This window comes from Candidatus Eisenbacteria bacterium, from assembly GCA_018831195.1.
Taxonomy (GTDB): Bacteria; Eisenbacteria; RBG-16-71-46; order CAIMUX01; family JAHJDP01; genus JAHJDP01.
In genome coordinates, this window is sequence record JAHJDP010000099.1 from 64,690 (window position 1) to 91,411 (window position 26,722).

Sequence of the window (26,722 nt, forward strand, 5' to 3'; positions counted from 1 at the left end):
TAAAGGGAAACCTCTTGCCGGATACAGAGGAGCGCGCTTCATGGATCCCTCCTGTCGCTAGAAGATTGTCCGAATCAGCATCTCCACCACAAAGAAGAATCCCGCTGTTATTCCCAGCAAGAAGCCCAGCCAGACAAAATAGGCCAGTATGGCCAGAAAGTTCTTCTTCCAATCGGGCCAAGGATTGAAATCCTTGTCCGGCAGGTTTTCCGCACCATAGGTGCGGCCGAGGATGAAACGAAGGGAGCGGCTGTCTTTCCAATAGGCGAGATGGGCCAAACCCGGTATCCAACATGACCGAATATGGAAGTTCGCCGGTGGGTCGTTATGGCTGATCAGGTCCGAAGAGAGAACGCCGGATACGGGATCCAGCACATGGTAGAAATTGATCCACCATTCATCATCCGATCCGTTTCGTTGCTCCTTCGGCCAGGGACGCAGGGTCTTTCGGCCGAATAGAAAGGCGATCTTATCAAGCGGGCTCCCAAGGGTGACGAACCGGCGCAGCGAGTCATGCAAGCGATCCACGCCGCGGATCTGCTCGTCATCTCCATTTACTTTGATGTTCTTCGCGTGCAGAAAAAGATCCGACAGAACATTGTAGCTGATCACCGTTCCCAAGCTGTGGGCGACCCAGATGATCCGGTTGAAGTCCACCAGCTTCCCGGAACGGGAAATGCGTTCCGGCCACGGGAGTTCACGAAATTCCCAGTCGAGATTGAGCATTTTTAGAAACTCAGAACCGACCCTGCGATCGATCCGTTGTACAATCGCTTTTTCAATTTCTCCCTGGGGATCGCAGTAGAGCCGGACATCGGCCAAGAATCCCTTGATAATCGCCGGCCGGCGCAGCCAGGCGAAGAACAGGGTCACGGTGGCGACAATCTGCAGCGGGATGTAGAGCAGATAGGCCGCTCCAACCTTCGGTATATTGCGAGGATGCAGAAGTGAGAATTGCCGGCGCAGAAACCAGATCAAAGTTCGCGAGGAAGAGACGGGGCGTTTGCCCCAGAGTTGTTCGAAAAAATCGCGCTCTTTATCGCTCATATCCCGGCATTCCGTAGGGAATGTCGCTTTGAGGTCGGCATAATCAGCCCAGTAGCCCTCATAGATATAGGGTGAGGGAAGTTTTTTTATCTGATTGAGGTCATAGGGAAGAGCCGCGGTCCTTAATGTTGCATCCTTCCTTGCGCTTTCACCCTTCGCGGCCTTTGCGTTCTCACCCTCCTGCCACTTGTATATTTCTTCAAGGGCGTCTTCAAAGCCCGCGCGGAGGCCGGCGGCGGTTTCAGCCCAGTGTTGCTGTCCGATTCCATGAACTGTAAAGATAGCGCAGCGGTGTGCGGGATGGAGTTCCTGCATCCCATCTTTCTCCCACATCCTCGGCGCACGGCTGCTATCCCAGATGATCGGCTCTTCGAAGGCGCGCGGGCGGCGGGTTTCAAAATCTGGTGATTTCACGATAGCAACCCTCCCTGGTGGATTTCGTGCGAGTTTCAATCTGTCTCAATCGAATTTCAAGAGTTTTAGAGGCCGCGGATCGGGTCAGCGGATATACCCCAGAGACCTCAATTGCTCGCGGGTTTGGGGATCGAGCTGCAGCTCTTCTTCATGGATCTCCTCACGCTTTGCGGATTCGGCCTTTTGGAGGATATTGGCGAGGAGCCGGACGGAGCCGGGTTGCGATCCGGCGAGATTGTTCTTCTGCCCGGGGTCGCTTTCGAGATTGTGCAACAGGATGGTTCCGTCGCTACCCGCGGTCAGCCGCAGATTTCCAACACGGACCGTTCTCCAGGCGGGCGTGAACCGCCGCATATCAAGCGAGGGGTTTAGATCCTGCAACATTTTTAAAAGAACACGGCTGGGATCGGAATAGTCGGCGAAGAGGGGGCGTTCTTCTGTTCGGGAGGCATGATCTTTCAGCAAAGACAATCCCTGGGATGGGAGCGACGCGTAGGAGATACCGGCGAGATCCAAGATCGTCGGATAGAGATCGGTGAGCATGACCGGCTCAAGCCGAATCCCATGCGGCAGGGTCGATTCCGGGGCATGAATGACAAGGGGAACGGCCAGCAGCGTTTCATGGATTGAAAATTGGTGCTCCACCAATCGATGCTCACCGAGATTTTCGCCATGGTCCGAGGTGATGATGAGAACGGTCTCTTCATACAAGTTCATCTGCTTGAGGATATTGATCAATTCGCCCAACAACCAATCGGCATAGTTGACATCGCCGGCATAAAGGTCCCAAATGGCCTGCCAGTCAACCGTATCATCAGGATGCAGCTCGGCGTTGTACTCATGGGCCCAGGCGATGGGTACACCCGCATCCTCGGGAAGATGCGGCAGATATCTCTTGCGATAATCAGCCGGCGGATCGTAGGGCATATGCGCTTCGAGAATGTTAACAAAAACAAAGAACGGCTCACTCTTATTTCGATTGTGCAGCCAATGGGCCGCATTGCGGATGATTTGGCGTCCGCCCTGATCCCCTTCGTCGCCGGTTAACTTCGTCAATCCTCCGATGGGGGTTTCCTGCCGTAACTCGAATCCCCGAAGCAGGCCCGTCGTGCGGTCGGTAAGCCAGGGGTTGCTGAAGAAGGCGGCGGTCGCATATCCGGCATCCGCCAATAACTCGGCCGATGTCGGGCCGACCTTGCCGAGCTGGGGATGCTTGGCGATACAACCGTGTGTCAGAGGGAGGAGCCCGGTAAAGATGGAGGCATGGGAGGGAACGGTCCAAGGGGCCGTGGCCCATGCATGGGGATAGGCCGTGCCCTCAGCCGCCAGGCGATCGAGATGGGGGGTGAGGTTTTGCCAGCGGCTATTCTCAGAACCAAGACCGGTGGCGTCCCGCCGGACGGTATCGAGGACAAAGAGGATAATATTCGGTCTTGAGGATTTTTGGCCGCAGCCCAGCAATGTCGAAGAGAGGATGCAGCACACACAGGCCAGCAAGAGGTATTGCAGTGTACGATGGCGGCGAAGATTAAACTGTGGGTGACGAAACGAATGTGTAAGGGAATATCTCATCGGATCGAATTCTCCTGCGGACCGGCCCTTAATCCATTTAAGCATAACTCTCAGACTGGAATTTTGCGAGGCCAACCTCAAATAGGGTATTTTCATGGCCGCGCCTGCGAATCTTGATCCTACCTCTCTTGAATCTATCGGGTCGATCTGATAGCGTCCGCCGATCCCCAGGCGAATCCATCGCTGGGGACTCAACAATCTTTTTTGAGTCCTGATCGCGGTTTTTAGAGCAGCAAGGAATCCCGAATGCCCTTTATAGACACCCTACCGGTGTGGGTCTTGGCCCTCAGCATTTTTTGCCTGCGGATCACTGATGTCTCCATCGGAACACTCCGAACGATCTTTGTTGTACAAGGACGGATACGCTTTTCGGTTCTTCTTGGATTCTTCGAAGTTCTTATCTGGATCACGGCGATATCGCAGGTTTTTTCCCATGTCAGGCAGCAACCCTATCTGCTCTTGGCCTATGCGGGGGGATTCGCCGTGGGAAACGCCGTTGGGATCTTCATTGAAAGGAAGATGGCCTTGGGCACCTGCGAATTGCGAATTATTTCTGTGAATCGGGGGGGGGAGATCGCCGAAAAGCTCAGATCTATTGGACATACCCTGACCACATTCAATGGCGAAGGGCGGGACGGCCCCAGGGTGTTGCTTAATATCATCTGCTCCCGCCGGGAGGTCGGCTCCATCCTTAGGGCTGCCAGGGAGATAGATATGGAGATGAATTATATCGTGGAACGGGTTAGCGACAGCAGCAGCGTTCTGCCGATACCTCATATGACTGGCTGGCGTGCCGTTTTTAAGAAGAAATAACGCGCGATAAAATTTATTTTTATATCTTTTTCCTCTCCGCTCTGTCATCTGATCCCAAAAATTTCCGCAATCCCTTGTTAGATAATCGAATAGGAGATCTTGGGTCTGCATTGCCCCCCCGGCCGCGGTGAAAAAAAATACTTGACCATTTGGGCGAAACTGACGATAGTGTCAATATCGTCGCTTGAATCAGTTTGATTGACTTCAGGCAAGGAACTCTAATCGGCGACGGAATCAGATGGCAATCCAGCTGGAACCTCACGGTTCAGCTGGATTTCTGACAGGTGGGTCATTCATAGGACCAAATCACTCATTCTGGCTGTTTTGGCCTTGAAGAGGAGAAATTGGAATGAGAAAAAAGACGGCATTGAATCAAGCGCTACGATCCAGAACTCGTCGTATCGTTCATTCTGCCCTCGATCCAATAAGTGCGAACACCACTCCTGAAGAGGGGCCTTCCCCTAGCTGGGGATTGGCCACGAGCATAGATATCTATAATTGCGATCCTTCGACAATCCGCAATGCAGAAGAAATCCGCCGATTCGTCGTGGAGCTGTGCGAACTGATCGAGATGCGCCGGTTTGGCGAGACTCTGGTCGTTCATTTCGGCGAAGACGAAAGAGTCGCTGGATATTCAATGGTGCAGTTGATAGAAACGTCCTTAATTTCGGCCCACTTTGCGAATCAAACGAATGCCGTTTATTTAGATGTCTTTAGCTGCAAACTCTATGACCCGGACATTGTTGCAGAATTCGCCACGAATTTCTTCAAGGGCGAGCGATGCATCACTCATTCAACGGAGAGGCTTTAGGCCGTGCCATCAATCCACAAAACAACGGATATTGGGGAGTGCCGCCGGTTGTGGGATGCATTGATTCCCCGGGAGTCAATATGGGATCTATGGGAAGTGAGACATTGTTTTCATTCTCACTTTCAGAGGCCTCTCCACTTTTTCGCTGAAAAAAAGGGAAAACGGGTCGTCTCTCTTCTTCCACTCTGCTGGGTGGAGGAAAACCAATCCTATGCCTATTTCCCGGGGGAGGCATGGGAAGGGAGAACCTGGCTCGAGGGAAACCGATTACCTCGAATGCATCCCTTTCTTCCAGAAATCTCACAGGCCTCCTTCGGCGCCTGTGATATCCGCTACCTGGTTCCCGGTGGCATGGGATTCGATGAGCCCATGGAGATTGATGACCATGGGTACCATTTCGTCCCTGAAAAGTATGGATATAACCTGGATAACTATCTCCAGGAGTTCTCCCACAAATCGATGAAGCGTCTCGCGAAAGAGCTGGCGAATTTTGATGAGCGTGGGTTCAGTTTGCGGGTGAACCACCTGGCTGATTTTGATCATCTGATTGGGATGAATATCTCAAGATATGGGTCCTCATCCTATTTTTATGATGTTAGATTTTCAAACAGCTTCGCCGATCTGTTGGATCTGTTGAATCGGAACGGCTGGCTTCGCCTCACAACGGTCATAATGGATAACCAGCCGGTGGCTATTGATCTCGGCTGCATTTATAATGGAACATATACATTGCTGGCCGGGGGGACGCATCAGGATTATCCGGGAATCGCAAAGGTCATCAACATGCATCATATCCGAACGGCGTGTGAAGAACGCATGCGCGATGTTGATTTTCTTTGCGGAGCATTCTCCTGGAAGACTCTTTTCCATCTTGAACCGCGTCCTCTTTATCGATTCGCAAATCAAGCTTCGATGTCATTGAAAGGATCGGCTCGTCCTGTTGAAAAGGAGTCGTGGATTGTCAGCGCATAAACGGCTCTTGGTTGTCGGTACGACGACTGACTATATAAAATATATCGAGAAGATCCGGCCGGGTGAGTGTCTTTTTTTGACGGATGTTCGGGAAAGGCAAAAGAACCGGGAGCCTTTGCCCCTCGGCGCCCAAGAGCTCGTTTGCGATCTTCTCGATGTTGAAAAAGTCATTCTGTCCCTAAACAAGTATCTCGACAATCCCAAGATGATTTTGTCAGGGGTTGTTTGTTTCGATTGCGAGTCCATGCACGTCGCGGCGAGAATCGCCCAAAGCTGTGAGCTTCCATTTCCTGGAATCCAAGCTGTCGCATCTTGCCGCAGCAAGACAAAAACGAAACAGCTCTGGCGGGATGCCGGCGTGTCAGGTCCGAAGGCCGGCCTTATCCGATCGGCCATGGGGGCGGTTTCCTTTTACCGAGGTGTTGGAGGAGCGGTGGTTTTAAAGCCCCTGACCGGCAGCGGGAGCGAATTGACATTTCTGTGCCACAATGAAAAAGACTGCCGGCGCAATTTCAATTTATTAAAGGAGTCCTTAAAAAGCCATCATGATGTCAGGATGTATGCGCCTATCTTAATAGGGGGCGTATTGCACAATCCGAGAGAAATCTTCTCTGTTGAAGAATTCATACAGGGAGAGGAATACAGCTGTGATTTCATTCTGGATAATGGCGATGTCGATATTATACGTATAGCAAAAAAGATAAAGTATCCTGGAAAAGTATTCGGTATCACCCAATCCTACATTATCCCCGCTGATTTGCCGGAGGGGATATCACTAAAGACCTTTAAAAACGAGATCGCGAATGCGGCGCATGCTCTTGACTTAAACAGGACGATGGGCATGATCGATTTCTTTTTTAAAGACGGCAAGATTTGTTTTCTTGAGATGACGCCGCGTCCAGGCGGCGATTGCCTGCCGCAATTGATTTTTAGGAGCAGCGGTTTCGATATGGTCGCCGCCGCTCTTGATTTTTCACGCGGGCGCAGGCCCGCGATCCCTCCACTCAGTGAGTGGAAGAGGATGGTGGCCGTTCGAATTTTCTCTTCAACTCCGGGCTGTCTGCGCCGTTTAGATGCAAGCCGGATTCAAGCGGACCCCCGGGTTCGTGAAGTTTCGTTTCGTTTCAATCCCGGGCATCTCATTGTTCTTCCACCGGAGAACCTCGATTCATGGCTCTTGGGATATGTTATATTTGAACCTGGGAGTCAAAATATCGAAGAAGAATGCCGGGAGTTGTCATCCAAGGTTATAGTTGAGGTGGAGGCGCCCCAATGCCCGCCGATTCTGAGTTCCTAGCACAGATTGATAGAATCGCTGCTGAGAAACCGCCTCTACTTCAACAAAGGCGCTTAGAGGCGCATATTGCGCCCTTTGTCGAACTCAATGAGTTATTCCTAGAAGCTGCCGGCCGGCATGGATCGCCTTTGTACATTATTGATGAGGATATGCTCCTAAAGCGGGTTCATGAATTTAAAAGCGCGTTCGAGTCGTTTCTTAATGATGTCAAGATATTTTATGCCCTGAAGAGCAATAATCATCCAAGTATAATGCAGTCACTGGTTCGAAATGGGCTGGGAATGGATGTATCAAGTGGTTCGGAAATGCTTCAGGCGCTGGTTTGCGGCTCAGACCGGATAATGTTCAGTGGTCCCGGAAAGACCCGGGAGGAATTAGCGCAGGCGGTATCACGATTTGAAAAAGTCACAGTCCTGTTGGATAGTTTTGGGGAACTCGATCGTCTTCAGCAGGAGGCCGCCAGGGCGGATATAAAAGTAGTCGCCGGCGTACGGATCGCCGTCGGGAGCAACGGTCCCTGGCGGAAATTCGGCATTCCCATGGAGCGATTGCCTGATTTTCTAAACAAGGCGCGAAAATTGAGCAATGTATCCATCCGCGGCCTGCAATTCCACTCCAGCTGGAATCTCATGCCGGATAACCAAGTTAAATTTCTTCAGCGTTTGGGGGCCGTGCTCCATCATCTCGACCCCGCCCTGCGCCGGGGCTTGGACTTCTTAGATATTGGCGGGGGGTTCTGGCCGGCGAAAGGGGACTGGAATCAAAGCCGGGGTACGTCCGCCGGAGAATTATCGCATCACCTTCGACTGGAAACGGAATCTCCGAAGGTTCACTATAATTACCCCGCCGCACCGATCGGCCATTTCGCGGAGGAGATCGCATCGGTGCTGGAACGCGAAATATTTCCGCTGATTCAATGCAGCATTCACCTCGAACCCGGGCGGTGGCTGTGCCAGGACGCCATGCACATTCTCATGAGAGTCGTGGATGTAAAAACTCCGGATCTCATCATCACCGATTGTGGTACAAATGCCATAGGCCGTGAGCGATGTGACTTCGACTATGCTCCCATTATAAACATGTCCCGACCGAGTTTAAATGAACAGATCTGCTGGATTATGGGGTCATTATGCAGCCCCCATGACATTTGGGGAGAGACCTATTTCGGCGATGGTATCCAAGAAGGAGATTTGTTATTAATACCGGCGCATGGCGCCTATACTTACAGTCTGCGCCAGAATTTTATTAAACCACTTCCGCGATCGGTGATTTTCCGAAAAGGGCGGATTGAGGGGGCTGATGCCGTAAAACCCCGAGAAGAAGAACGGTAATGATTGCGCTCAAGAAATCCCGCCAACAAAGGCGGACACAGGTAACTCGCAAGAAGCTTATGGAAGCGGCCCGGCAGGTTTTTGCCGAAAAAGGCCTGGATCTCACTAATGTCGGAGATATTACGGAGCGGGCTGATGTGGGCAAGGGGACCTTCTATTATCATTTCCAAACAAAAGAGAAGTTGATCCGTGAACTCATCCGGATCCTGCTGGCCCAGCTGAGCAGCGACTTGCGGCGGGAGTGTGAAGATATTACGGATCTTGGACTCCTTCTGAATCGTCTCATCAGCGTTCATATTGCTTTTTTCAGCAACCGCTGGGAAGACTTTGTCCTATTTTATCAGGGTCGAGCCGATCTCACATTAGAACAAGGATATGCGGGTATTGAGACGACATTTATCGAGTATTTGAAAACCATCGAAAATCTCATTGCGGAGGTCATCCATCAGCCTTTATCCGATGCCGCGCTGAGGCGGATCGCCTGCGCCGTGGCCGGGTTTGTATCGGGTTACTACTCATTTGCCGTCATTGCCGCCCCTGAAGACGAGGTGGGAAACGCATTGGTGCCGATGCAACAAGCCCTTGTCACCGGTTTGGTTCGGTTCATTGCGACGGCGACACAGCAAGAAATCTCAAGCGGTGGGAATGGGTGATGAGTTTCGCCCTCGGATGCGACTGAGCCGGCTCCCGGGGGAATCGGGCTTGAGTCGTTCCGAGACCGGTTTTTATTGATTCCTGCGCCTATGCTGACGATAATTTTGATATTGCTGAGCGGTGACAATGCCGGGTCCGGCTTCAAGGAATTTCAAACAGTTTGAAATTATATCTGGGGTGACACCGATGAATACTCAATTTCAGTATCAGATCTCAGAATATGATTGCGTTCCGATAACTTTCATCAATGCCATAGTGCAGCTATTCGATCGAAAGGAAGTCCCACCCATCGTCCTCCAACATATCTATCTGTACAGCCTTGATACCGTAACCAGAGGAAATCGCTTGGGAAGAGCGGGAACCAGCAAGTTTGCCGTGCAACTCCTCGGGAATTGGCTTGCATCCTATAGAACGAAAAATTTCTCCGTGGCGACCAAATTTCTCCGACAGGATACGATCCACATGAAGCCCAAGAGCCGGATCATCAGGGCGTTGCAAACGGATGGGGTTGCCTTGTGTAATATCCATTTGGGACGTGGTGAATGGCATTTCATTCTGGCGTTGGAAATCAAAGGAAACCGAGTCCTCTTCTTTGATCCCTATTATCGAACCTCCGTTCGGGGGCTTCGTGGAGTGGTCGAGGTACTGGCCGAAAACGGGAAGCCTAGATCTCCCAATTTGGCCATTGATATCGATTGGTTTGATCGAACGGATGAGAGATCCCGCTTCTGCATGGGACCGGTTGATATGCGGGAATGCCTCCTGATGTGGAAGAATCGGTAGGGCCGTTCAACAAGAAAGATCTTTCCAGCGAATTGTTGGCGCATGCGTTTCCGGGGTCATCATTCGGGCAATGCCCGGATAGTTCCTTTTCGGTGGGGGCGGAGCTCTGTTATGAGAACACCCACCAATACAATAAGCCCTCCAATAACAAAGGGAATACCGAGGGGTTCGCCGAGAATGAAATAGGCGGCTGACGCCGCGATGATCGGTTGTACATTATGATAGGCCGCGACACGCGAGGCTTCCGTTTGCTTGAGAACCCAATACCATAGAAGATATGAAATCACGGATGTCCCCAGAGCGACCCAAAGCAGGGCGATCCAGGCTTTCATCGGAACGGGCGTGTAATCGAAGGTGATGGCTCGATAGAGGCCAAAGGGCAAATAGCTGATCGCTCCAAATGTCAGGGCATAGGCCGTGACCCGTATGGCTCCATATTTCATGACCAGAGGCTTACCGAGAACAGAGTAGGCGGCCCATGCGAGGACCGATTCGAAAATAATCAAATCCCCCAGCAGGTGCTCCGGTCCAAATCCAACCGCGCCCCGCAAAATAATAATGACAACACCGCAAATGGCGATTCCGATACCCAGGCTTCTCCGCCAAGTCAGCTTTTCCTTGAGGTAGATTCTGGCCAGGACGCAGATCCAAATTGGGGTTGTGGCGAAGAGGAGGGCTCCGTCACCGGCTGTTGTCATCGATTGGCCGACAAGATAGGTTGTCTGGTTTAAGAGGATGATCAATATTCCCAATCCGGCGATCCGCCATAGATCTGTTCTTGTAACGGGAATGTCAAAACGCCGGAATTGTACAATAGTCAAGAGAATGACCGAGGCGATCATAAACCGGTAGAAAGCGAAAGTAAAAGGTTCGATCGCCGCCAAGCCGATCTTGGCGGCGGGAAAGGTGAGGGCGCCGAAGGTCTGCTGGATCAGGAGAACGCCGATGATCCATCCCATACGGATATTGCTCTTTGTCATCAGCTTGCGGGTGATCAGGTTTTAGGCCGTTCTTCCCGCTGTCCCCCCGCTTTCTTCCTCCGCTCATCGACAGCGCGTTGAAGCAGAAATTCGATCTGTCCATTAACGCTGCGAAATTCCTGCGCCGCCCACCGGTTCAGCTCTTCCCACAGGGCAGGGCTCATCCGTAGTAGGATTTTTTTCCGCTGAGCCATGATCCTGCGGCTACTGGTAAAGCGTACCCGTGTTCACGACCGGAGTGGCGGATGACTCACTGCAGAGTACAACAAGCAGGTTGCTGACCATAGCCGCTTTCCTCTCTTCATCCATCTCCACTACCTTCTTTTCCGATAGTTTCTCGAGGGCAAGCTCGACCATACTCACAGCGCCCTCGACAATCTGGGTCCGCGCGGCAACCACCGCGACAGCCTGCTGACGGCGCAGCATCGCTTCAGCGATTTCCGGAGCATAAGCGAGGTGGCTGAGCCGGGCCTCGATGACATTGATACCGGCCCGTTCGAAGCGCTCGCTCAATTCCTGCTCGAGGACATCATTGACCTGCTCTTTGCCCGCCCGGAGCGTCAGCGTTTCCTCGTCATCATCTCCGAAGGTGTCGTAGGGATAGGAGCCGGCGAGGTGCCGGATAGCGGCCTCGCTCTGTACAACGACATAGTGTTCAAAATCATCGACCTCAAAAGAGGCTTGGAAGGTGTCTTCGACCTGCCAGACGACGACCGCGGCGATTTCGATCGGGTTTCCGGCCTTATCATTGACCTTGATATGCTCGCTGTTCAGGTTTCTTGCCCTCAGGGTAATCCTCTTTTTTGTCAGAAAGGGATTGGCCCAGAAGAAGCCGTTCTTCTTCACCGTTCCCTTATAGGTTCCAAAGAGAACCAGCACCCTGGAATCATTGGGATTGATGACAAAGAGGCCGGTCATGGTCAGGAGGCCGACGATGAAGCATCCGACGACCCCGATGATCAGAAAGCCGTTTTCCGTCCGAATCCCCTGAATCAGACAGAAGACGCCGGCAGCAAGAAGAAGAATCGCCAGGAACAGCATTGCGTACCCGGATTGCGGGGAGTGAGTTTTTTCAGATGCCATGATGGATCTCCTTTTTTTGAGTGACATCAATATGATATCATATTGATAGCTCCTGTCAAGGGAGATCGAGCGATCCGCGGCGTGTTTGTATCTAAACCCATTCTCCTTCCCGGACTTGATCCTTCTTGAGCTTGTTTCGCAATTGAATAATCCGGTCTGGGGTGACCGATTCGTTTTCCGGCAAGGGATTATCGCCCTTGGAACGGCCCATCTCCATCACACTTTTAAGCTTCTTCAGAATCTCCGCGCCTTCCATCGCCGTCGCGGCATCATCGTAGTAGCTGAACCAGGGATATCCGGCATCGGTATACTCACGCGCTGTGAGCGGTGTTGATGGCGGTTGTTCGCCTGTTATGGCCCGCCAAACCAAGGAATTGGAGATGTGGACAAAACACCGGCTGGCCTGAGCTGTATCCCAATCCTCAAAATCGAAGGGGTCATCATAAATCTCTTGTTCCATCCGGCCGCCGGGCGCAAGACCCATGTTGGGTAACGGCGCTGAGAGACATTCGCACAAGGGTTCGGCCATGGAGGCCCGCATCATCTTCGCAAGACGGATCTTCGGGAATCGTTTCTCGAATACCTCGCGCTTCATCGGATAAACAATGATCTGGAGTCCGCCGTATTCACCCTTTCCGGTGATTTGTTCTTCGGCGCTGAAACCCGATCCAAGGGGCATGGCCACAAACTGACGGATGATCCCCTTTTCGATGCAATACCCGTCAAGCCAGGGTTGCGGAGGAGCGACCATATAATCCTGCGGTTTCTTATGGATCGCGTTTGTCCATTCTTTGCCCGTTACGGCGTCGATTTTTCCCGCCGCCACTTTTATGGCGAAGGGATAGGCGGCGCCATGATCTTCCACATACTCCGAACCAAAACTCAGCCACATCGCTTCCGATTGGTACATGGGAAGAATGACTCCCCCGAATTTGATCCACTGAGCGGGCACATTCTTGGCATAGTCATCGACATGCCGAAGGGGGAAGGAACCCAGCCCCGGCGGGAGGGAATAGGCGCTGCCGTCATCCGGTATCCGCAGGGTTCTCTGAAAGTTAAAGTGTAGACTTGCTTGTGGGTGTACTTTCGGAAAGGTGAAGTTTAAGGCATCATTTTTAAGTTCGATCATCACTCTGTCTCCTTATGTGGACGGCTACCATTCACCGTCCCGCACTTCGCGCGCCAATCGAATCACGGATTGATCGGGCAACCTCTTCAACTCGCGAATCAATTCGCCAAAAAGAACCGGCCGTTTCCTGATGATCTCCTGTAGATCACGCGAAACCTTTCCGGCCAGGGCCAGGAGAACGTCCGGATCCTCCTTGAGGTCGCGAGCCAGCGCGCGAATCTTGAGTTCGGAGGGGGGGGGCTGCTCACTGCGCTCGATCTTGCTCAGGTAGGAGGGCTCCAGACCGACTCGGACGGCGACCTGCCGGACCGAGTAAGATCGATCACTCTCCTTGAGCCGTTCCCGGACTGCTCTGATGTAGGGGCCGAATTGATCCATCTCACCACCTCGCTTCTTGGTCTCATTTCTTTGTTATGTATAGTATGTAGTACTTACTACACACATTCAATAAAAAATTCCGTTTTCGATGATAATTTTCTAACTGTAATGTTTGCAATTAGTTAGAAATCAGACCCCGATGCGATCCCGGTCGATCCGCCCCGATGCCCCCGGTCCCACAACGGCCCGGACCCCGCGGTCTCCTCGGTTCCACGACAGATTCCAGGCGTTGACTCCGTCCGGCGGCTTTGTGTAATATGCCACAGGTGACATAAATTAAGCAGAATCAACTCAACAAAAAGATTGCCGAACCGGAGATAGGGAATGCCGCGCCCGAACCACCTCCGCCCTCAAATGAGGATCTTCCTTCTCCTGCTGTTTTTTTCGGGTTGTGGGAAGGATTCGTATCTGTCGGAGTCGGCGGGTCCCACCGCTTCGATCGAATTTGGAGAGGGCATTGAAGTTGTTACACCGCATGAAACGGTTCTCCGAATCTTCGATGATTTCACTCCGACGACGCATCAAAATCGCCCCGCCCTTCCGTTGCGGGAGCTTGTCGGCGAAGATGCCGTCGTCAAACCCGACCTTTATGGCTACCGCTTCATTGGGACGGATGGTTTTTATCCCAACATGCCAGGCAAGGGATACGGCGACAATACGTGGGCTCAACTCCAGTACGGTTATCTCGATCTTGCCGACATTCGCGTTGATTTTGATACCGAGCGGGATCCGGAGCTTCGCAACGGCCACAATGTTAAATGGCTTATCCAGGTTCAGCTGCTCCGTTCGATTGATGTTCAGTGGAGCGGCGGCCGAAAGCTGGCAACGCTTCGCGAACTCGATGCTGAGATCATTCCTGACGCTTATCAACAGGCCGGGGAGGAAGGCCTGACACTGGCTAATGTTGTGATCTCCGCCGCCCCGGCTGATATTGTTTATGAGAGTTTTCTTTACCGTGTTCTATCACGGGAGAATGAATCGCTTCCCCGGCTGCTCACCTGGGAGGAAATGAGCGCGACCTACTATGTCTTGGAATCCGATAGTGTCGTCATGCTCGAGGCGCTCGGTCCCACCTATCAAATCAGTGAGCCGAAATCGATCCGGATGGAGGCGAAGTGATGAAAACAGGGGGTTTTCTCACGATCGTTTCTCTGGCGATTCTCCTGACGGCCAGCGCCGCAGTTTCCGGGACAACAGCGGATGAGTCTGAGAAAAAGCCCGACGAGAACGGCTTTGCCTCGAAACCGATCGTTCCCCCCTGGCGGGCCCGGTCCGCGGCCTGGTCGGATTCTCTCGATGCCTATCTCTATCTCGGGGAGATCATTGTTACCGGTGACCGCTGGCGGGAGGGGCATCATGCCCGCACCGAGGTCGTTGCATCTGAAGATATCGCCGCGCAACCAGGATACTCCGCGGGGGAGGTTTTGAAGTCGGTCCCGGGCGTCGGGGTCAGCTCGGGGCGCAAGGATGAATCGAGCATCACCATCCGCGGTTTCGATTCCCGCCGGGTGTCGATCATGGTCGACGGCCGTCCGGTGAACCTTCCCTATTACGGCACCTTCAACATTTCTTCGATGAGTCTCGACAAGCTCGAAAAAATCATGGTTGTTCGCGGACCGACAAGTGTCACCTACGGCCCCAACGTGATGGGCGGCGTCGTGAACTTTGTCACGGCCCGGGGGAAGGATCATCCGGGCACGCGTTTTCGCTTCCTGGCGGGTAATCATGATACCGGCGAAGCCCTGCTCACACATGGAAGGATCCTCGGCGATTGGGATATCTATGTCAGCTTCCGTGGTGGGGGGAGCGATGGATCGGTGATGCCCCGGAGTTTTAAGCCTATCGGTTATATGGGCATGGAGGATGGTGGTTTCCGCGATAACAGCGATTACACCGAGTACGATCTATTCGGAAAGGTCGGTTATTCGGCGGGGGCCAGGACCGACCTCGCCTTCTCCTGCGGCTATCATACGATTGAGAAGGGCGTTCCCGCCGCCGTCGACGAGGAGCGGTATTGGAGATTCACCGATTGGGTGCGCACTTTCGCCGACGTGACGATGAGGCGGCAGATTCGGCCGCATACTTATCTGGAAGCGAAGGCCTACGGGGATGTCTTTATCAATACGCTTGTCGATTATGAGGACGCTTCGTATGACCCGGCGGCTGTTTTTTACAACAGCACACACCGCAATTGGGATGTCGGCGGTATCGCCTCCCTCGAACATCAGTGGTCAACGCGCCTGCATGGAACCTACGGGTTGAATCTGCGTGAGGATCAAATCAAAAAGCGGATGAATCCCGAGGAACCGTGGCTTTACCACCATCAAGTCACCGGATCGCTCAGCGCTGAACACCATGGCAGGATCACCGACAATCTTTGGGGTTCGTGCGGCATCTCCGACAATTTCATGATTCATAATCATATGAAAGATGTCGATCAGATCCCCGGCTTCTCCGCCGGAATGACGCTTGAACTCGAATCTATCTGGAGTCTTTCCGCGTCCACTGGACAGGGATCGCGTTTTCCCACCCTGAGCCAGTTATGGGGCGACCGTTCCGGGAACAGGGATCTTCGACCTGAGATCACCCGGCGGTACGAGTTCGGCGTCAATGCCAGGCCCGCCGGCGGTTTTCAGGGGGAGTTAACATTTTTCTGGAATGATCTTCGGGATCTCATCGATCGTGACGCCGCCCGGGCCGGGAAATATTACAATATCCAAACAGCCGAAAGCCGGGGTTTTGAATTGGCCGGAAGAAAGCCGCTCTTCGAGTGGCTCGATTTTCAGGCGTCCTATACGTACACGGGCACAAAAAACCGCCATACGGGGGATCCTCTGGATCTCATCCCCGAAAATAAATTGGATGGCAGGCTTATTGGATATTCCGCCGGGCGGGATACCCGGTGGGTGCTTGTCATTACCCATGTCGGTGAGCGTTTTGACAGTGAATCGCTAACCAGTCACCAGACGCTCGGCGCTTACACGACCGGGGATTGTCTCGTCAGCACGCACCTCAGCCGGCATCTTTCTTTGACTTTGGAAATTTTAAACATCAGCGACCTCGATTACGAAGAGGAAACGATGTATCCGGCGCCGGGAAGAACGGTTCTCGCCGCCGCAACGGTCGATTTCTAAATGGGAATCGTTTGCAGCCGTATGAAACATAAAACAACCAGGAGGAATCACAACATGAGGATAACAAGCATCACTTGTCTTGCCTTGGGCTTGATGTTCCTAGCCCCCCAGGGCGCGCCGGCGCTCACCATCTACGATATTCAGTATTCGTCGCCGCCCGATTACGAATCCCCGTATGTCGATCAGTTTGTCGATGTGACCGGCGGCGTCGTCATAAAAATTTTCGTAGGCGGCCGCACAAAAATAGCGATTCAGGATCCGACGCTCGGCGATGCTTGGGCCGGTGTGCAGATTGTCTTTGATGAGCATGAAATGGCGGCGGGAATCTCCCGCGGCGATCGCATTGATCTTTACAATGTGGAGGTGTACGAATCGCGTGGAAACACGCAGCTCGGCTTCAGCGATACGAGTTCGGTGGTGATCGTCAGTTCCGGCAATCCGGTCGATCCACTCGTCGTCACACCGGCTGATATTCCCTATCCAACAGACAACGATATGAGCGAAAAGTGGGAGTTCATGCTGCTCCAGCTTGAAGATGTCTGTGTCGGCGCCATGGATCTCGGCAGCCACGCGGACAACTATGAGCTCTCCAACGCCTATGGAACCTGCTGGGCTTCGGATTATGCGAACTACGATCTCCCCCCGGGCTCGGATTACTTCGTTACGCCGAGTGAGTGCTTCATCAGCATCACCGGGTATCTCGAGCAGTATCTCAACACAGACGACGGCTGGGATTATTACCAGCTCCTACCCCGGGATATTGAGGACTATGTTCTTCCGGTCACGCCGACGCGTGAAACGACGTGGGGTGCCGTCAAGAGCGTGTACAAGTAATGCGCCTGTTTGGCTGGGGAATGAAGCGGATGGTAGCCTTGGGCTGTGTCGCTGTATCCGTGGCCTGTCACCCCCATGGGGCGGCCGCCGACGCCCTCACAATATACGAAATTCAGCAATCCTCGGCAGAGACGGACTGGAGGTCCGCCTATGAGGGACAGAGGGTATCCCTCACGGGGGGTATTGTTACACACACTATTGGTTTTCGTATAACACTCCAGGATCCCACGCTCGGTGACAGCTGGGCGGGGATTGAAATCCGCGCCTTCGAGAATGATGCACCTCTTGGAGTGGTGAGGGTGGGGGACCGTGTCGATTTCCACGATATCCTCGTGGAAGAATTCCGTGGGGGGACCATTCCCCAGTTCAAATCCTACAGTACTTTTGAGGTGATCAGTTCAGGAAATGATCTGCCGGAACCCATCATTATTCCTGTAGAAGAATTGAGTTATCCTCCCCATCGTGAACAGTGTGAGAAATACGAGGGAATGCTCGTTGCGGTGGAGAATGTCCGTGTCGGGCAAATGGATTGGGGGAAGGCGGAAGACAATTATGAGTTGATCAATGATACGCACACGATGTGGGCGTCGGATTACTGCAACTTGGATCTGGCCGTGCCGCCCTTTCCCACTTACGCCGTGCGCCGCGGTGAGCGGTATGCCAGGATCGCCGGGATCTTCCAAGAGTACCTGTATCCGCTGGAAGGCTGGGATTATTACCAGCTCCTGCCCCGGGGGGAGGCCGATTATGTCATCTCGGATATCTATACCATTCGCGATATCCAGGAATCGACATCCGAGGACGGCTGGGGCTCTCTCCTGGCCGGAACCCGGGTCGCTCTTCAAGCGCTGGTTTCAGCCGAACGATCCTCCCGGGCGCTGCTGGCGCTTCATGATCCATTGCTGGGGCTCGAATGGGCCGGAATCAGTCTGAGGGATCCCCACGGGGCTTTATCCGCCCTCGCAATAGGCGATGATGTGCAGTTTCAAAATCTCCTCGTCACCGAAGAAGAGGGCCTGACAGTTCTTCTCTATGATGAAGAGAGCGCACACGATGTCGCCGGCACGGGGCGGCCCATCATCGCCGCTGCCATTCCGGCTGATCGCATCAGCTTGAGCGCACCGCCGGATCTTGCGGAGCGGTTTGAAGGGATGCTAGTCAAGATCCTCGGCGCAAACGTGATCCGCCGGGCCGTTCCCGAGGGAAATGATCTCTATTATCTCTCGTCGAATACTGATCTGGTTCTCTGCACCGATAGGGATTGCCCGGCTGTTCCTCCGGATAGCACATTTTTTGTTCGAGCAGGTGATTGCTTGGGATTTATCCAGGGCATTGTCATTGAAGAATCCATCCCAGGCGGCCGGGCCTATATCCTTCAACCCCGCACAACATCAGATTATTACTTCACGGCCGGCTCTCAATCCCTCACAACCTGGGGACGGCTGAAGCAGGCTCATCATGGGGAGCGACAAAGATGAGGTTTTATGTGAAAGAGATGACGGCGTTGACAGCGATCTTCGTTATGGCTTGGCTTTTCACCGGATCCGCATATGCTGATCGAGAGACATACAATATCTACGAGCTTCAAATTTCCGATGCGGGGAATGATTGGAATTCATATCATTATGCAGAAATCGTCCGATGTGTGGGCGGTATCGTCACTCACAAGTTTAAACAGCGTTTTACGCTGCAAGACCCCAGCCTTGGAACGGAATGGGCCGCGATTGAGGTGCGGGGCTATCCTGTTTATCCGACCGGTATTGAAGTCGGTGATCAAGTCGACTTCGATAATGTTTATGTCGACGAATATGCCGGCGTCACGGTTCTCCAATATTACGCTGCCAGCAGTCATGTCATCAATTCCAGCGGCCATGTAATTCCCGATCCTGTGCCCGTTGCTCTGCGCAATATTCGCTATCCGGCCCATCCGGAGGATTGCGAACGGTACGCCAGCATGCTGATCTCCGTGACGGAGGAAATGATGATCGGCGCGATGGATCTCGGCAAGGCGGATGATAACTATGAGCTGATCGGCGCAGCCGATACGGCTTGGGCTTCGGATTACGCCAATACCGATATTGATACGACCTATATTGTTGAGAGTGGTGAGTGCTACGGGCGGTATATTGGAGTCCTGCAGCGATACTATACTGAGGGTGAGTGGGATTATTATCAGTTATTGCCCAGGGGCAACGACGATTACACACCCTGTGGGACGGATGTGGGGGACGGGATCGATGATATCTGCAATACCGCCGGGACCCTCTTCCCGTCACCGAATCCATTTCAGGTAAGGACGCGCATTCCCTTCATGCTCGCCGCCTCATCCGCTGTTCGGTGTGACATTTTCGATCTGTCAGGCCGCCGTGTCGCGACGCTCATCGACGGAGGCATGCAGCCGGGATACCACGAGGTTTCCTGGAACGGATGCGGCCGAAGCGGCCGGAAGCTGCCCACGGGCGCTTATCTCGTGCGGATCCGGACCAGGGATAATGATTTCTCGGGGAAAATATCCCTGGCCCATTAAGGAGACAAAGGGGCGCTTGAAACCGCCGTCTCCGCACCGCCGTCTCCGCAGCGATCGGCCGGCCCGCCCTTCAGGGGCGATCGTTTTCGCCGCTCATTCCATCTCAGCGGATCAAAACAATACGAATTTTCCCTTCACTTCCCGACGCGGTATGAAGTTTAACAAAATAGATTCCGCCGGCAGCCGGTTGACCGCCGGCCGCCCGGCCGTCCCAAGTCAATGTATTCCATCCCGGGCCGGCCGATGTGGTGGAGAGAGATCGGATCGTCCGGCCGGTGAGATCATGAATTGTAAGTGTAACATTATCGCCATCGCCGGAACGGAACCGAAGCGTCGCCGTATCGATAAACGGATTGGGCCATGCCTGCAGGAGCGCGCGGGCTGAAATCAAATCCGTCTCTGAAACACTTGATGTGCTTGTGGGGATTTTGAAACCATGCTGGCTCGTGTTCCAGTTGTCGTGGAAGAGACCGCCCCATTCGATCGCGTCATTCGGTGCGATACCGGAAAAGTCCCACAGGGCGACATCGCCTGTCGTCATTGTCATCGCCATTTCCAGATCTCCGTCGAGATCGACATCGGCGATTTCAGGGCTGTTCGGTCCGCTCCCACCCGGCTTGGGTATGGGGAAATCGGCGGCAATGGTTCCGTCGACATTATGGCCGAAAATCGAACCAGGGCTCCAATTGTCGCCGATCGCGATTTCGTATCCCGGGATTCCATCGAGATTGGCGATGATCGCTGAACCTTCCATATTCGGATCGGCGGTCACCGGCCATCCCGGAAGCAGGGCGCCGGTGTGATCCCAAGCGTAGAAGGCGTTACCGTCTATCTTGCCGGCGTTCCAAAGCTCGAGATCACCGTCACCGTCGATGTCGGCGAGCACGGGGCAGGAATAGGTCTGAGCGCTCGGATAGGTGACCGGGAAATTGGGCAGCAGGGTGCCGTCGCCCCGGTAGGCGAAGATACTGGTCGAAACACCAAAATTATAACCAACCACCAGCGCCTCTCTGGAGCCATCGCCGTCAAAGTCGCCGATCGAGGGAGCGGCATACGAGCTGGAGAGGCCGTAGGTGACAGGCCATCCGGCTGTGCCCGATCCGTTGCTTCCTTGGAGGGCATAGAGCAGTCCCGCGGTGGTGGTGACGAGGATTTCCGGCAACTCATCCCCGGTCAGATCACCGGCGGAAAGGGTCCCGGAAATAGTGCCGGTCACGGGCGCCTGCCAGAGAATCGTTCCATCAGCTTCCCACGCTTTGACGGTCGATCCCCCCCCGACCAAGATCTCGGGGCGTCCATCGTCGTCGATGTCATAAATCAAGGGAGAGAGAAATCCAAAAGTCAGGCCGGAGGGCTGAGGCCATCCGGTCATCGACGTGCCGTCATGGTGGCGGACATGCAGCTGCCCGGAGCAGACCGCGATGATAATTTCCAGATCGCCATCGCCGTCAAGATCGGCCACGGCGGCCTTTGATTGGATCCGCCCGCCGAGATTCACCGGCCAGCCGGAAAGCAGGACGCCGTTATGATGCCACACGCGGAACTGATTATCGGTGGATCCGGCCAGAACTTCCTTATAGCCGTCGTTATCAAGGTCTGCGAGAACCACACCGACAGGGGAATAAATGGGATTAACCGCCATTGTCTGAGGCCAGCCCGGCATCATCGGTGGAGCGGGCCGGTTGTTCCCGGCGGCCTGGTTATCAGATCCATCCCCATCCGCCGGATCTGACGCCTCCACATTGATGATGGTCATGCCCGGATCGGCGGCGTCGACCGGCGCCGTCTGAGTCGCCGGCAGGGCCTGAGAACTCATGACAACAAGGATGAAAAGACAAACCGGTACAAGAATGTTAAAGGATTGATGGTGGCTGCGATTCTGTGACATGATGCCTCCCGATTCATGGAGATGCAGATTATGGAAACAGAGTTTCTCATAACGCAGACGAATTCACCGCACGAAGACTGCGTATAATACAACACGTTTCCAGCCTGATTTTCAAGACCCATTCGCCGGCGATCGGCCCGGCCGGAGCTTCAGAATCTGATCCTGGACTGTTTACACCCTGTGTGGTAGTCTTGTTGTGGTGCAGAACAGCGATCTCATAAGCGGGTGAACGCCGCCCAGGGGGAGGAGAGATGCGTCGCATTGCATTGTTTGTCGCTGCGTTTCTGTTGGCGCCGGCATTGGCCGCAGGCGCGGCGGATAGAGAAGTGTTTCTTGTCAAGCCGGATGGAACCGGTGATTTTCCTACAATTCAGGCGGCGATCAGCGCCTTGGATGATGGGGCGATTATCGAATTGGCGGATGGAACATTCCGCGGTGAGGGGAATCGGGATCTCTATCCCGAATGCCGGGATCTATCGATCCGGTCGCAGAGTATGAATCCGCAGTTGTGTATTATTGATTGTGAAGGATCTCAGGAAGATCCGCACTGGGCTTTCGCGTTCAGCTGCGGCGGGGGGCTTCCACGCTGGCCGTTTACGCTCGAGGGGATCACGTTTCGGGGCGGATATGGGTATGCCGGCGGCGCCCTCCTATCCTACGACGGGTATTGCTATGAATGCGTGAATTGCATTTTCACCGAAAATACCGCGGAGCAAATGGGGGGGGCGGTTTATGTCGGTTGGGGAAGCCCGAACTTCACCGACTGCCTCTTTTATAATAATTATTCCGGTGACAAAGGCGGAGCCTTGTATTTTGTGGAATACTGCAATTCCATTATTAAGGGTTGTACAATTGTCGACAATCATGCGGAAGGCGGCGGGGGAGGCATCTTCGCCTATTTTAATTCGCAGATCTATCTCGAAAATACGATTATCGCCGATAGTTTTTCCGGGGAGGGTATCCTCTGCGAGTGGGACAGCGGCGCCGCGTTGCATTGCTGTGATATTTATGGAAACGCCGGCGGGGATTATGTGGGGTGCTTGGAAGGTCAGGAGGGAATCAACGGGAATATCCATGAGGACCCCCTCTTTTGTAACTATCTGAATCAGGATTATCGTTTGAGTGAGGAATCACCCTGTGCGCCGCTCACAGAGCCGAACACTGAATGCCCGCTCATCGGCTCCGAGCCCGTTGGCTGCGGCTCCATCGTCTTGACCTATCCCAACGGCGGGGAGCTGTTCTATGTGGGTGATCATGCGACGATCCGGTGGGATATTTATGATTCCCACGGCCTGTTTATCAAAGTCGAGTTGCTGCATAACGATGAAGTCTGCGCTGAGATTTATAATGCCGTCGGTAACGATGGTGAAATCGGCTGGGTGGTCTTCCAGTGCGGTCCATGGGAATCCGGCTATAAAATCAGGCTGACGGATCTCCTGTTCAATTATTCTGAAGAGAGCGACATGCCTTTTAACATCATGCCGGAGTTTGGGATCTCGTCTATCGAGGATATCGGCAATGATCAGGGCAGGCAGGTCAGGCTCACTTGGCGGCGATCTCCCTTTGACGGTCCCGAGCAGCCGGTGATCAATGGATACGAGATATACCGGCGGCAGGATGAATACAAGACCGCTGAGACGAATCAACGCGTGGAGGGCTGGGATTATATTGCAACCGTTCCGGCCCACGGCGATGACATCTATCAGGCGGTCGCTCCAACTCTCTGCGACTCCACGGAGCAGGGAGGGATCTGCTGGTCCGCCTTCTTCCTTCGCGCCGTAACCCCGGATCCTCGGATTTTCTTTGAGACGGCCGCCGACAGCGGCTATTCGATCGACAATCTTGCGCCTTCCGCACCGGCGAATTTCCGCTTCCTGTCCTCGAGTGTGCTGGGTTGGGATGAAGCGCCGGAAGCGGATTTTGACTACTTCACGATTTATGGTTCCGAGAGCGGCTATCTCGGCCCTGATGCCGTTGTGATCGGTTATACCACGGGAACAACGATGGATGTCTCAGATCATTCCTTCAATTACTATCACGTCACAGCGAGCGATTTCGCCGGAAATGAAGGCGAAGAGTCGACGGTGACGACATCGGGGGTGGGCGCTATGGAGGCGGGACGGAGCCTCATCCTCTATCAGAACTATCCCAACCCGAGCTTCAACGCCACCACGCTCTCTTTTTATCTGCCTGCCGAAACTGATGTAAAGCTCGACCTCTTTGATATTGCCGGCCGGGCCGTGCTGACATTTGTCAATGGCCGGATGGGACCGGGATTACACAATATCCGCTGGGCTGGAATCCTGCCCTCAGGTGAATCAGCGCCGATGGGGGTCTATTTCTATCGCTTGACGGCCGGAGGTTCGATTCAGACAAAGAAACTCATTATGAGCCGATAGGCTGGTTGAGACGTCAGCGGATAGACGGATAGTCCCTGCAGGCGTCTTATCCACGCCCATTTCATATAGATCAATGCATCCAATTCCATCTTGGAGTCCCACCGAAATCGTGGCATTCTGGTATTCGTGCGAGCCCATCAAGATAAAGGGAGGATCATAATGCAGAGACCGCTTTTCTCCACGATCTCGTTTTCTGAGTTGATTCCAAAAGTTTTGTTCTTCTCTCTCTTCACCATTCTACTGACGGGATCTTCAATGGTCTCTGCCGGCGCGCCGATCACCGATTCCTCAGAAGATGGGTATTATGCGCGCTTCCGTGACCGGGAGATAGATCTGGAGCCGTTCCTCCTGGGGTATCCATTTAGCGGCGCCAAGGCTTCTCTGGAAGACGGCCGATTGCTCTATTTTGAGACAACACCGAAGGGGAAGTGGCTTCGGATCTTCAAGTTAAAAGGGAATGAAGAAATCAATCTCACAAAGGGACGCAGGGTGGGAGACACCGATTGGTCAACACGGAGTTGGTGGGATGAAAAGTTTCATCAGCCGACGAATATGCTATACATTAGTTCCGACGAGAAAAATGATGAACATATGAATGTCTATGCCCTGAATCTCATGAACGGTGAAATCAAACAGATAACGCACAACGATTATACCTATGCATGGGCCTTCTCCGATGATGACCGCTATCTCGCCTATATATCCAGATCCGGACTGCACGAGCCTTTCAACAGCTGTCTGTGGATCAGGGATATGGAGACCGGCGCGGAGCGGAAGATTCTCTGCGATAATGGAGGGGAGGATCGGTTTACCTGGAGTCACATCGCTTTCACCGCCGACAACAGCAGTGTCATTCTCACGATCCAACACGATGGAGATCGGCGGATTTTAACACCAGCCTTGATTCGCCTCGACAATCCGTCTTTCGATTATTTACTCCCGCCTCGGGTGGTGAGGTACGGATTCAGCCTGCTCGAGGAATGGGTCACTAAAAACGAATTCCTATATGTTTCATCCGAATCCGGATTTAAAAACCTCTACCTGTTCGAGTTGGAGAAGCGGGAGTCGAAACAGCTCACCTTCTATGACGAGGATATTCGCACGGCCCGCTTGATGCGGGCCGATGGCCCGATAGCCTTTATCATCATCCGCCGTCCCTATGAATCAGAGATTCATCTGATGGATATTAGGACCGGCCGGCGGCTCTATTGCGAGGTTATCAATGCCTCGGTGGATCTCAATGACGCCTATAAGAATGGGGGAATCCTCTCTCTTTACGACCTGACATCCTCCCTGCGACTCGAGTGGTTCGGCCTTCGCCGCAATGGGGAGAATGGGTCGGTGGTGAGAAGCCCGATGGCTTCGATGCCGGAGGATTTGAGGAGAAAACTTGACCATTGCAATGTCGAGAGAATCTCCTATCCGACCTTCGATAAAGCCAAGGATGGATCCCAAAGAATGCTGCATGCTTTTTATCTCGAACCTAAAAACCCCCCCGAAAATCCGGAGGACCGGCTCGTGCTGATAACCGCCTTCTATGGCGGAGGAAACTATTTTGATAAGAAGAGCCATATTCTGGGCGCGGCCGGTATAGCCTCTCTCAGCCCGGCACCCCGAGGAGGTGACGGATTCGGCGCCGAATTTTCAGCCCTCAATGACGGCGATCTCGGCGGCGATGAGATTATTGATATCTTCTATGCGGCCAGATGGCTGATGAAGGAGAAGGGGTATAAGGCCCATCAGATCGGGGTTCACGGTGGCAGCCATGGGGGATATGCCACGATGCGATGCATGACCTTCCCGCCTGAGACCAACGGCCGCAATGAGGATTTTGATTTCGGTTTCGGAATCAGCCATGCCGGTTTCTCGGACATCCTGACCTTTTACGATTCCTGTAATATTCCCGATTGGGTTCTGCTCGAAGCGGGCGATCCCTTCACGGAGCGTGCCAAGCTGGCGGACCGATCACCGATCAACCATGTCGATAAACTCCGGGCGCCGATTCTACTGACGCATGGAAAGAATGACTGGCGCGTTCCGGTCCAGGAGAGCCGTCGCTTTGTCGAAGCGGCCTCTGCCCTTGGGAAACCGGTCACCTATATCGAATTCGAGGGCCAGGGCCACGGAATTGGCGGATTGGATAACCTGATGGCTTTTTATCAAGGGATGTTTGATTTTTTGGAATCTCTTGATAACGGCTCCAGATAGGCGCTGGTACACAATCGGTAGAACGACTCATTCACCTGCTCCAGTTCAGTCTTGAGAAGCGACAGGGCTTCCCCTAAATCCTGATCCTGAAGCTGCCGGCTGAAGGGTGCGATGCGGAGGAAGACCCATGGCATCATGAGGCCGAATGTCATAAAGACAAGCATCGTGGCGATCAAGATCAGCACCTGGGTTCTCGACGAGGTGTTCATCATCTCGAGATCTTTTTGAAGCTCCGTGGTCATCTTCTCCAACCCGGCATTATCTCCGATCTGCTCGGCCGTCACGATGGAAATGCTCTCCCTTATGGAATGATCAACAAGGCGGTTATGATGCTGGAGTGATTGGATGCTCATCAGTCCGATCATTATGACCGGTATGACGGAGATGGTGATGACGAGAAGAATGAACCGTGTGGGAAAGGGGATCCCTTTGGGGGGATTCTTCTTTTTGTTCAATTGTGCCAGCATA

The 26,722-nt window shown here is 53.5% G+C and carries 24 protein-coding genes; 14 read left to right on the forward strand and 10 right to left on the reverse strand.

Features of this window, described 5'->3' with window-relative positions:
* Window positions 1-57: 57 nt before the first annotated feature.
* Together KJ970_17575 and KJ970_17580 are read right to left on the reverse strand one after the other, a co-directional pair.
* The gene (locus KJ970_17575) at window positions 58-1,461 is read right to left on the reverse strand and encodes a hypothetical protein (GenBank protein ID MBU2692730.1); all 1,404 of its coding nucleotides are present in this window, start codon (window positions 1,459-1,461) and stop codon (window positions 58-60) included.
* 84 nt (window positions 1,462-1,545) lie between these two features.
* Window positions 1,546-3,033: a sulfatase gene (locus KJ970_17580; protein ID MBU2692731.1), complete on the reverse strand. Its 1,488-nt coding sequence runs from the start codon at window positions 3,031-3,033 to the stop codon at window positions 1,546-1,548.
* A 246-nt stretch (window positions 3,034-3,279) separates the two neighbouring features.
* Between KJ970_17580 and KJ970_17585 the strand changes: the two genes are divergently transcribed.
* The 7 genes from KJ970_17585 (at window position 3,280) to KJ970_17615 (ending at window position 9,694) form a co-directional block, all read left to right on the forward strand.
* Window positions 3,280-3,846, forward strand: coding sequence for a hypothetical protein (locus tag KJ970_17585; protein MBU2692732.1), 567 nt, complete (start codon window positions 3,280-3,282; stop codon window positions 3,844-3,846).
* 349 nt (window positions 3,847-4,195) lie between these two features.
* Window positions 4,196-4,657, forward strand: a complete 462-nt coding sequence (locus KJ970_17590; GenBank protein MBU2692733.1) for an S-adenosylmethionine decarboxylase — start codon at window positions 4,196-4,198, stop codon at window positions 4,655-4,657.
* A gap of 192 nt (window positions 4,658-4,849) precedes the next feature.
* Window positions 4,850-5,629: a GNAT family N-acetyltransferase gene (locus KJ970_17595; GenBank protein ID MBU2692734.1), complete on the forward strand. Its 780-nt coding sequence runs from the start codon at window positions 4,850-4,852 to the stop codon at window positions 5,627-5,629.
* Entirely contained in the window at window positions 5,616-6,926 is a 1,311-nt protein-coding gene (locus KJ970_17600; protein MBU2692735.1) for an ATP-grasp domain-containing protein, read from the forward strand. The genes KJ970_17595 and KJ970_17600 overlap by 14 nt, the downstream gene beginning before the upstream one ends.
* Window positions 6,902-8,257, forward strand: coding sequence for an alanine racemase (locus KJ970_17605; GenBank protein ID MBU2692736.1), 1,356 nt, complete (start codon window positions 6,902-6,904; stop codon window positions 8,255-8,257). The genes KJ970_17600 and KJ970_17605 overlap by 25 nt, the downstream gene beginning before the upstream one ends.
* A complete protein-coding gene (locus KJ970_17610; GenBank protein ID MBU2692737.1) occupies window positions 8,257-8,910 on the forward strand; it encodes a TetR/AcrR family transcriptional regulator in 654 nt (217 codons plus the stop codon). Before KJ970_17605 ends, KJ970_17610 begins: the two co-directional genes overlap by 1 nt.
* A gap of 187 nt (window positions 8,911-9,097) precedes the next feature.
* A complete protein-coding gene (locus tag KJ970_17615) occupies window positions 9,098-9,694 on the forward strand; it encodes a hypothetical protein (protein ID MBU2692738.1) in 597 nt (198 codons plus the stop codon).
* A gap of 59 nt (window positions 9,695-9,753) precedes the next feature.
* Here the strand turns inward: KJ970_17615 and KJ970_17620 are convergent, their stop codons facing one another.
* From KJ970_17620 to KJ970_17645, 6 genes are all read right to left on the reverse strand, one after another.
* Window positions 9,754-10,674 (reverse strand): DMT family transporter, encoded by a 921-nt coding sequence (locus KJ970_17620; GenBank protein MBU2692739.1) that lies wholly within the window; start codon window positions 10,672-10,674, stop codon window positions 9,754-9,756.
* A 14-nt stretch (window positions 10,675-10,688) separates the two neighbouring features.
* Complete coding sequence (locus KJ970_17625; protein MBU2692740.1) at window positions 10,689-10,868, reverse strand: Arc family DNA binding domain-containing protein; 180 nt, start codon at window positions 10,866-10,868, stop codon at window positions 10,689-10,691.
* A gap of 10 nt (window positions 10,869-10,878) precedes the next feature.
* On the reverse strand, window positions 10,879-11,757 hold the full coding sequence (locus KJ970_17630) for an SPFH domain-containing protein (protein MBU2692741.1): 879 nt from the start codon (window positions 11,755-11,757) through the stop codon (window positions 10,879-10,881).
* Window positions 11,758-11,848: 91 nt separating this feature from the next.
* Window positions 11,849-12,886, reverse strand: a complete 1,038-nt coding sequence (locus KJ970_17635) for a hypothetical protein (protein ID MBU2692742.1) — start codon at window positions 12,884-12,886, stop codon at window positions 11,849-11,851.
* Between the two features lie 24 nt (window positions 12,887-12,910).
* Window positions 12,911-13,264, reverse strand: a complete 354-nt coding sequence (locus KJ970_17640) for a helix-turn-helix domain-containing protein (GenBank protein MBU2692743.1) — start codon at window positions 13,262-13,264, stop codon at window positions 12,911-12,913.
* Window positions 13,265-13,393: 129 nt separating this feature from the next.
* Window positions 13,394-13,537, reverse strand: a complete 144-nt coding sequence (locus KJ970_17645) for a hypothetical protein (protein MBU2692744.1) — start codon at window positions 13,535-13,537, stop codon at window positions 13,394-13,396.
* 51 nt (window positions 13,538-13,588) lie between these two features.
* Between KJ970_17645 and KJ970_17650 the strand changes: the two genes are divergently transcribed.
* Genes KJ970_17650 through KJ970_17670 form a run of 5 tightly spaced genes read left to right on the forward strand, consistent with a single transcriptional unit; the run spans window position 13,589 to window position 19,759 of the window.
* Entirely contained in the window at window positions 13,589-14,383 is a 795-nt protein-coding gene (locus tag KJ970_17650) for a hypothetical protein (GenBank protein ID MBU2692745.1), read from the forward strand.
* On the forward strand, window positions 14,380-16,398 hold the full coding sequence (locus tag KJ970_17655) for a TonB-dependent receptor (protein MBU2692746.1): 2,019 nt from the start codon (window positions 14,380-14,382) through the stop codon (window positions 16,396-16,398). Before KJ970_17650 ends, KJ970_17655 begins: the two co-directional genes overlap by 4 nt.
* Window positions 16,399-16,452: 54 nt before the next feature.
* The gene (locus tag KJ970_17660; protein ID MBU2692747.1) at window positions 16,453-17,232 is read left to right on the forward strand and encodes a hypothetical protein; all 780 of its coding nucleotides are present in this window, start codon (window positions 16,453-16,455) and stop codon (window positions 17,230-17,232) included.
* A 20-nt stretch (window positions 17,233-17,252) separates the two neighbouring features.
* Entirely contained in the window at window positions 17,253-18,710 is a 1,458-nt protein-coding gene (locus KJ970_17665) for a hypothetical protein (protein MBU2692748.1), read from the forward strand.
* Complete coding sequence (locus KJ970_17670) at window positions 18,707-19,759, forward strand: hypothetical protein (protein ID MBU2692749.1); 1,053 nt, start codon at window positions 18,707-18,709, stop codon at window positions 19,757-19,759. The genes KJ970_17665 and KJ970_17670 overlap by 4 nt, the downstream gene beginning before the upstream one ends.
* A 103-nt stretch (window positions 19,760-19,862) precedes the next feature.
* Here KJ970_17670 and KJ970_17675 read toward each other — a convergent pair whose 3' ends face one another.
* Window positions 19,863-21,647, reverse strand: a complete 1,785-nt coding sequence (locus tag KJ970_17675; protein ID MBU2692750.1) for a VCBS repeat-containing protein — start codon at window positions 21,645-21,647, stop codon at window positions 19,863-19,865.
* A 251-nt stretch (window positions 21,648-21,898) separates the two neighbouring features.
* Between KJ970_17675 and KJ970_17680 the strand changes: the two genes are divergently transcribed.
* Both KJ970_17680 and KJ970_17685 read left to right on the forward strand, forming a co-directional pair.
* Window positions 21,899-24,046: a T9SS type A sorting domain-containing protein gene (locus KJ970_17680; protein MBU2692751.1), complete on the forward strand. Its 2,148-nt coding sequence runs from the start codon at window positions 21,899-21,901 to the stop codon at window positions 24,044-24,046.
* Window positions 24,047-24,205: 159 nt separating this feature from the next.
* A complete protein-coding gene (locus tag KJ970_17685; protein ID MBU2692752.1) occupies window positions 24,206-26,254 on the forward strand; it encodes a prolyl oligopeptidase family serine peptidase in 2,049 nt (682 codons plus the stop codon).
* Here the strand turns inward: KJ970_17685 and KJ970_17690 are convergent.
* Complete coding sequence (locus tag KJ970_17690) at window positions 26,206-26,721, reverse strand: hypothetical protein (protein ID MBU2692753.1); 516 nt, start codon at window positions 26,719-26,721, stop codon at window positions 26,206-26,208. The two genes, KJ970_17685 and KJ970_17690, sit on opposite strands and share 49 nt — an antisense overlap.
* Between the last annotated feature and the right edge of the window lies 1 nt (window position 26,722).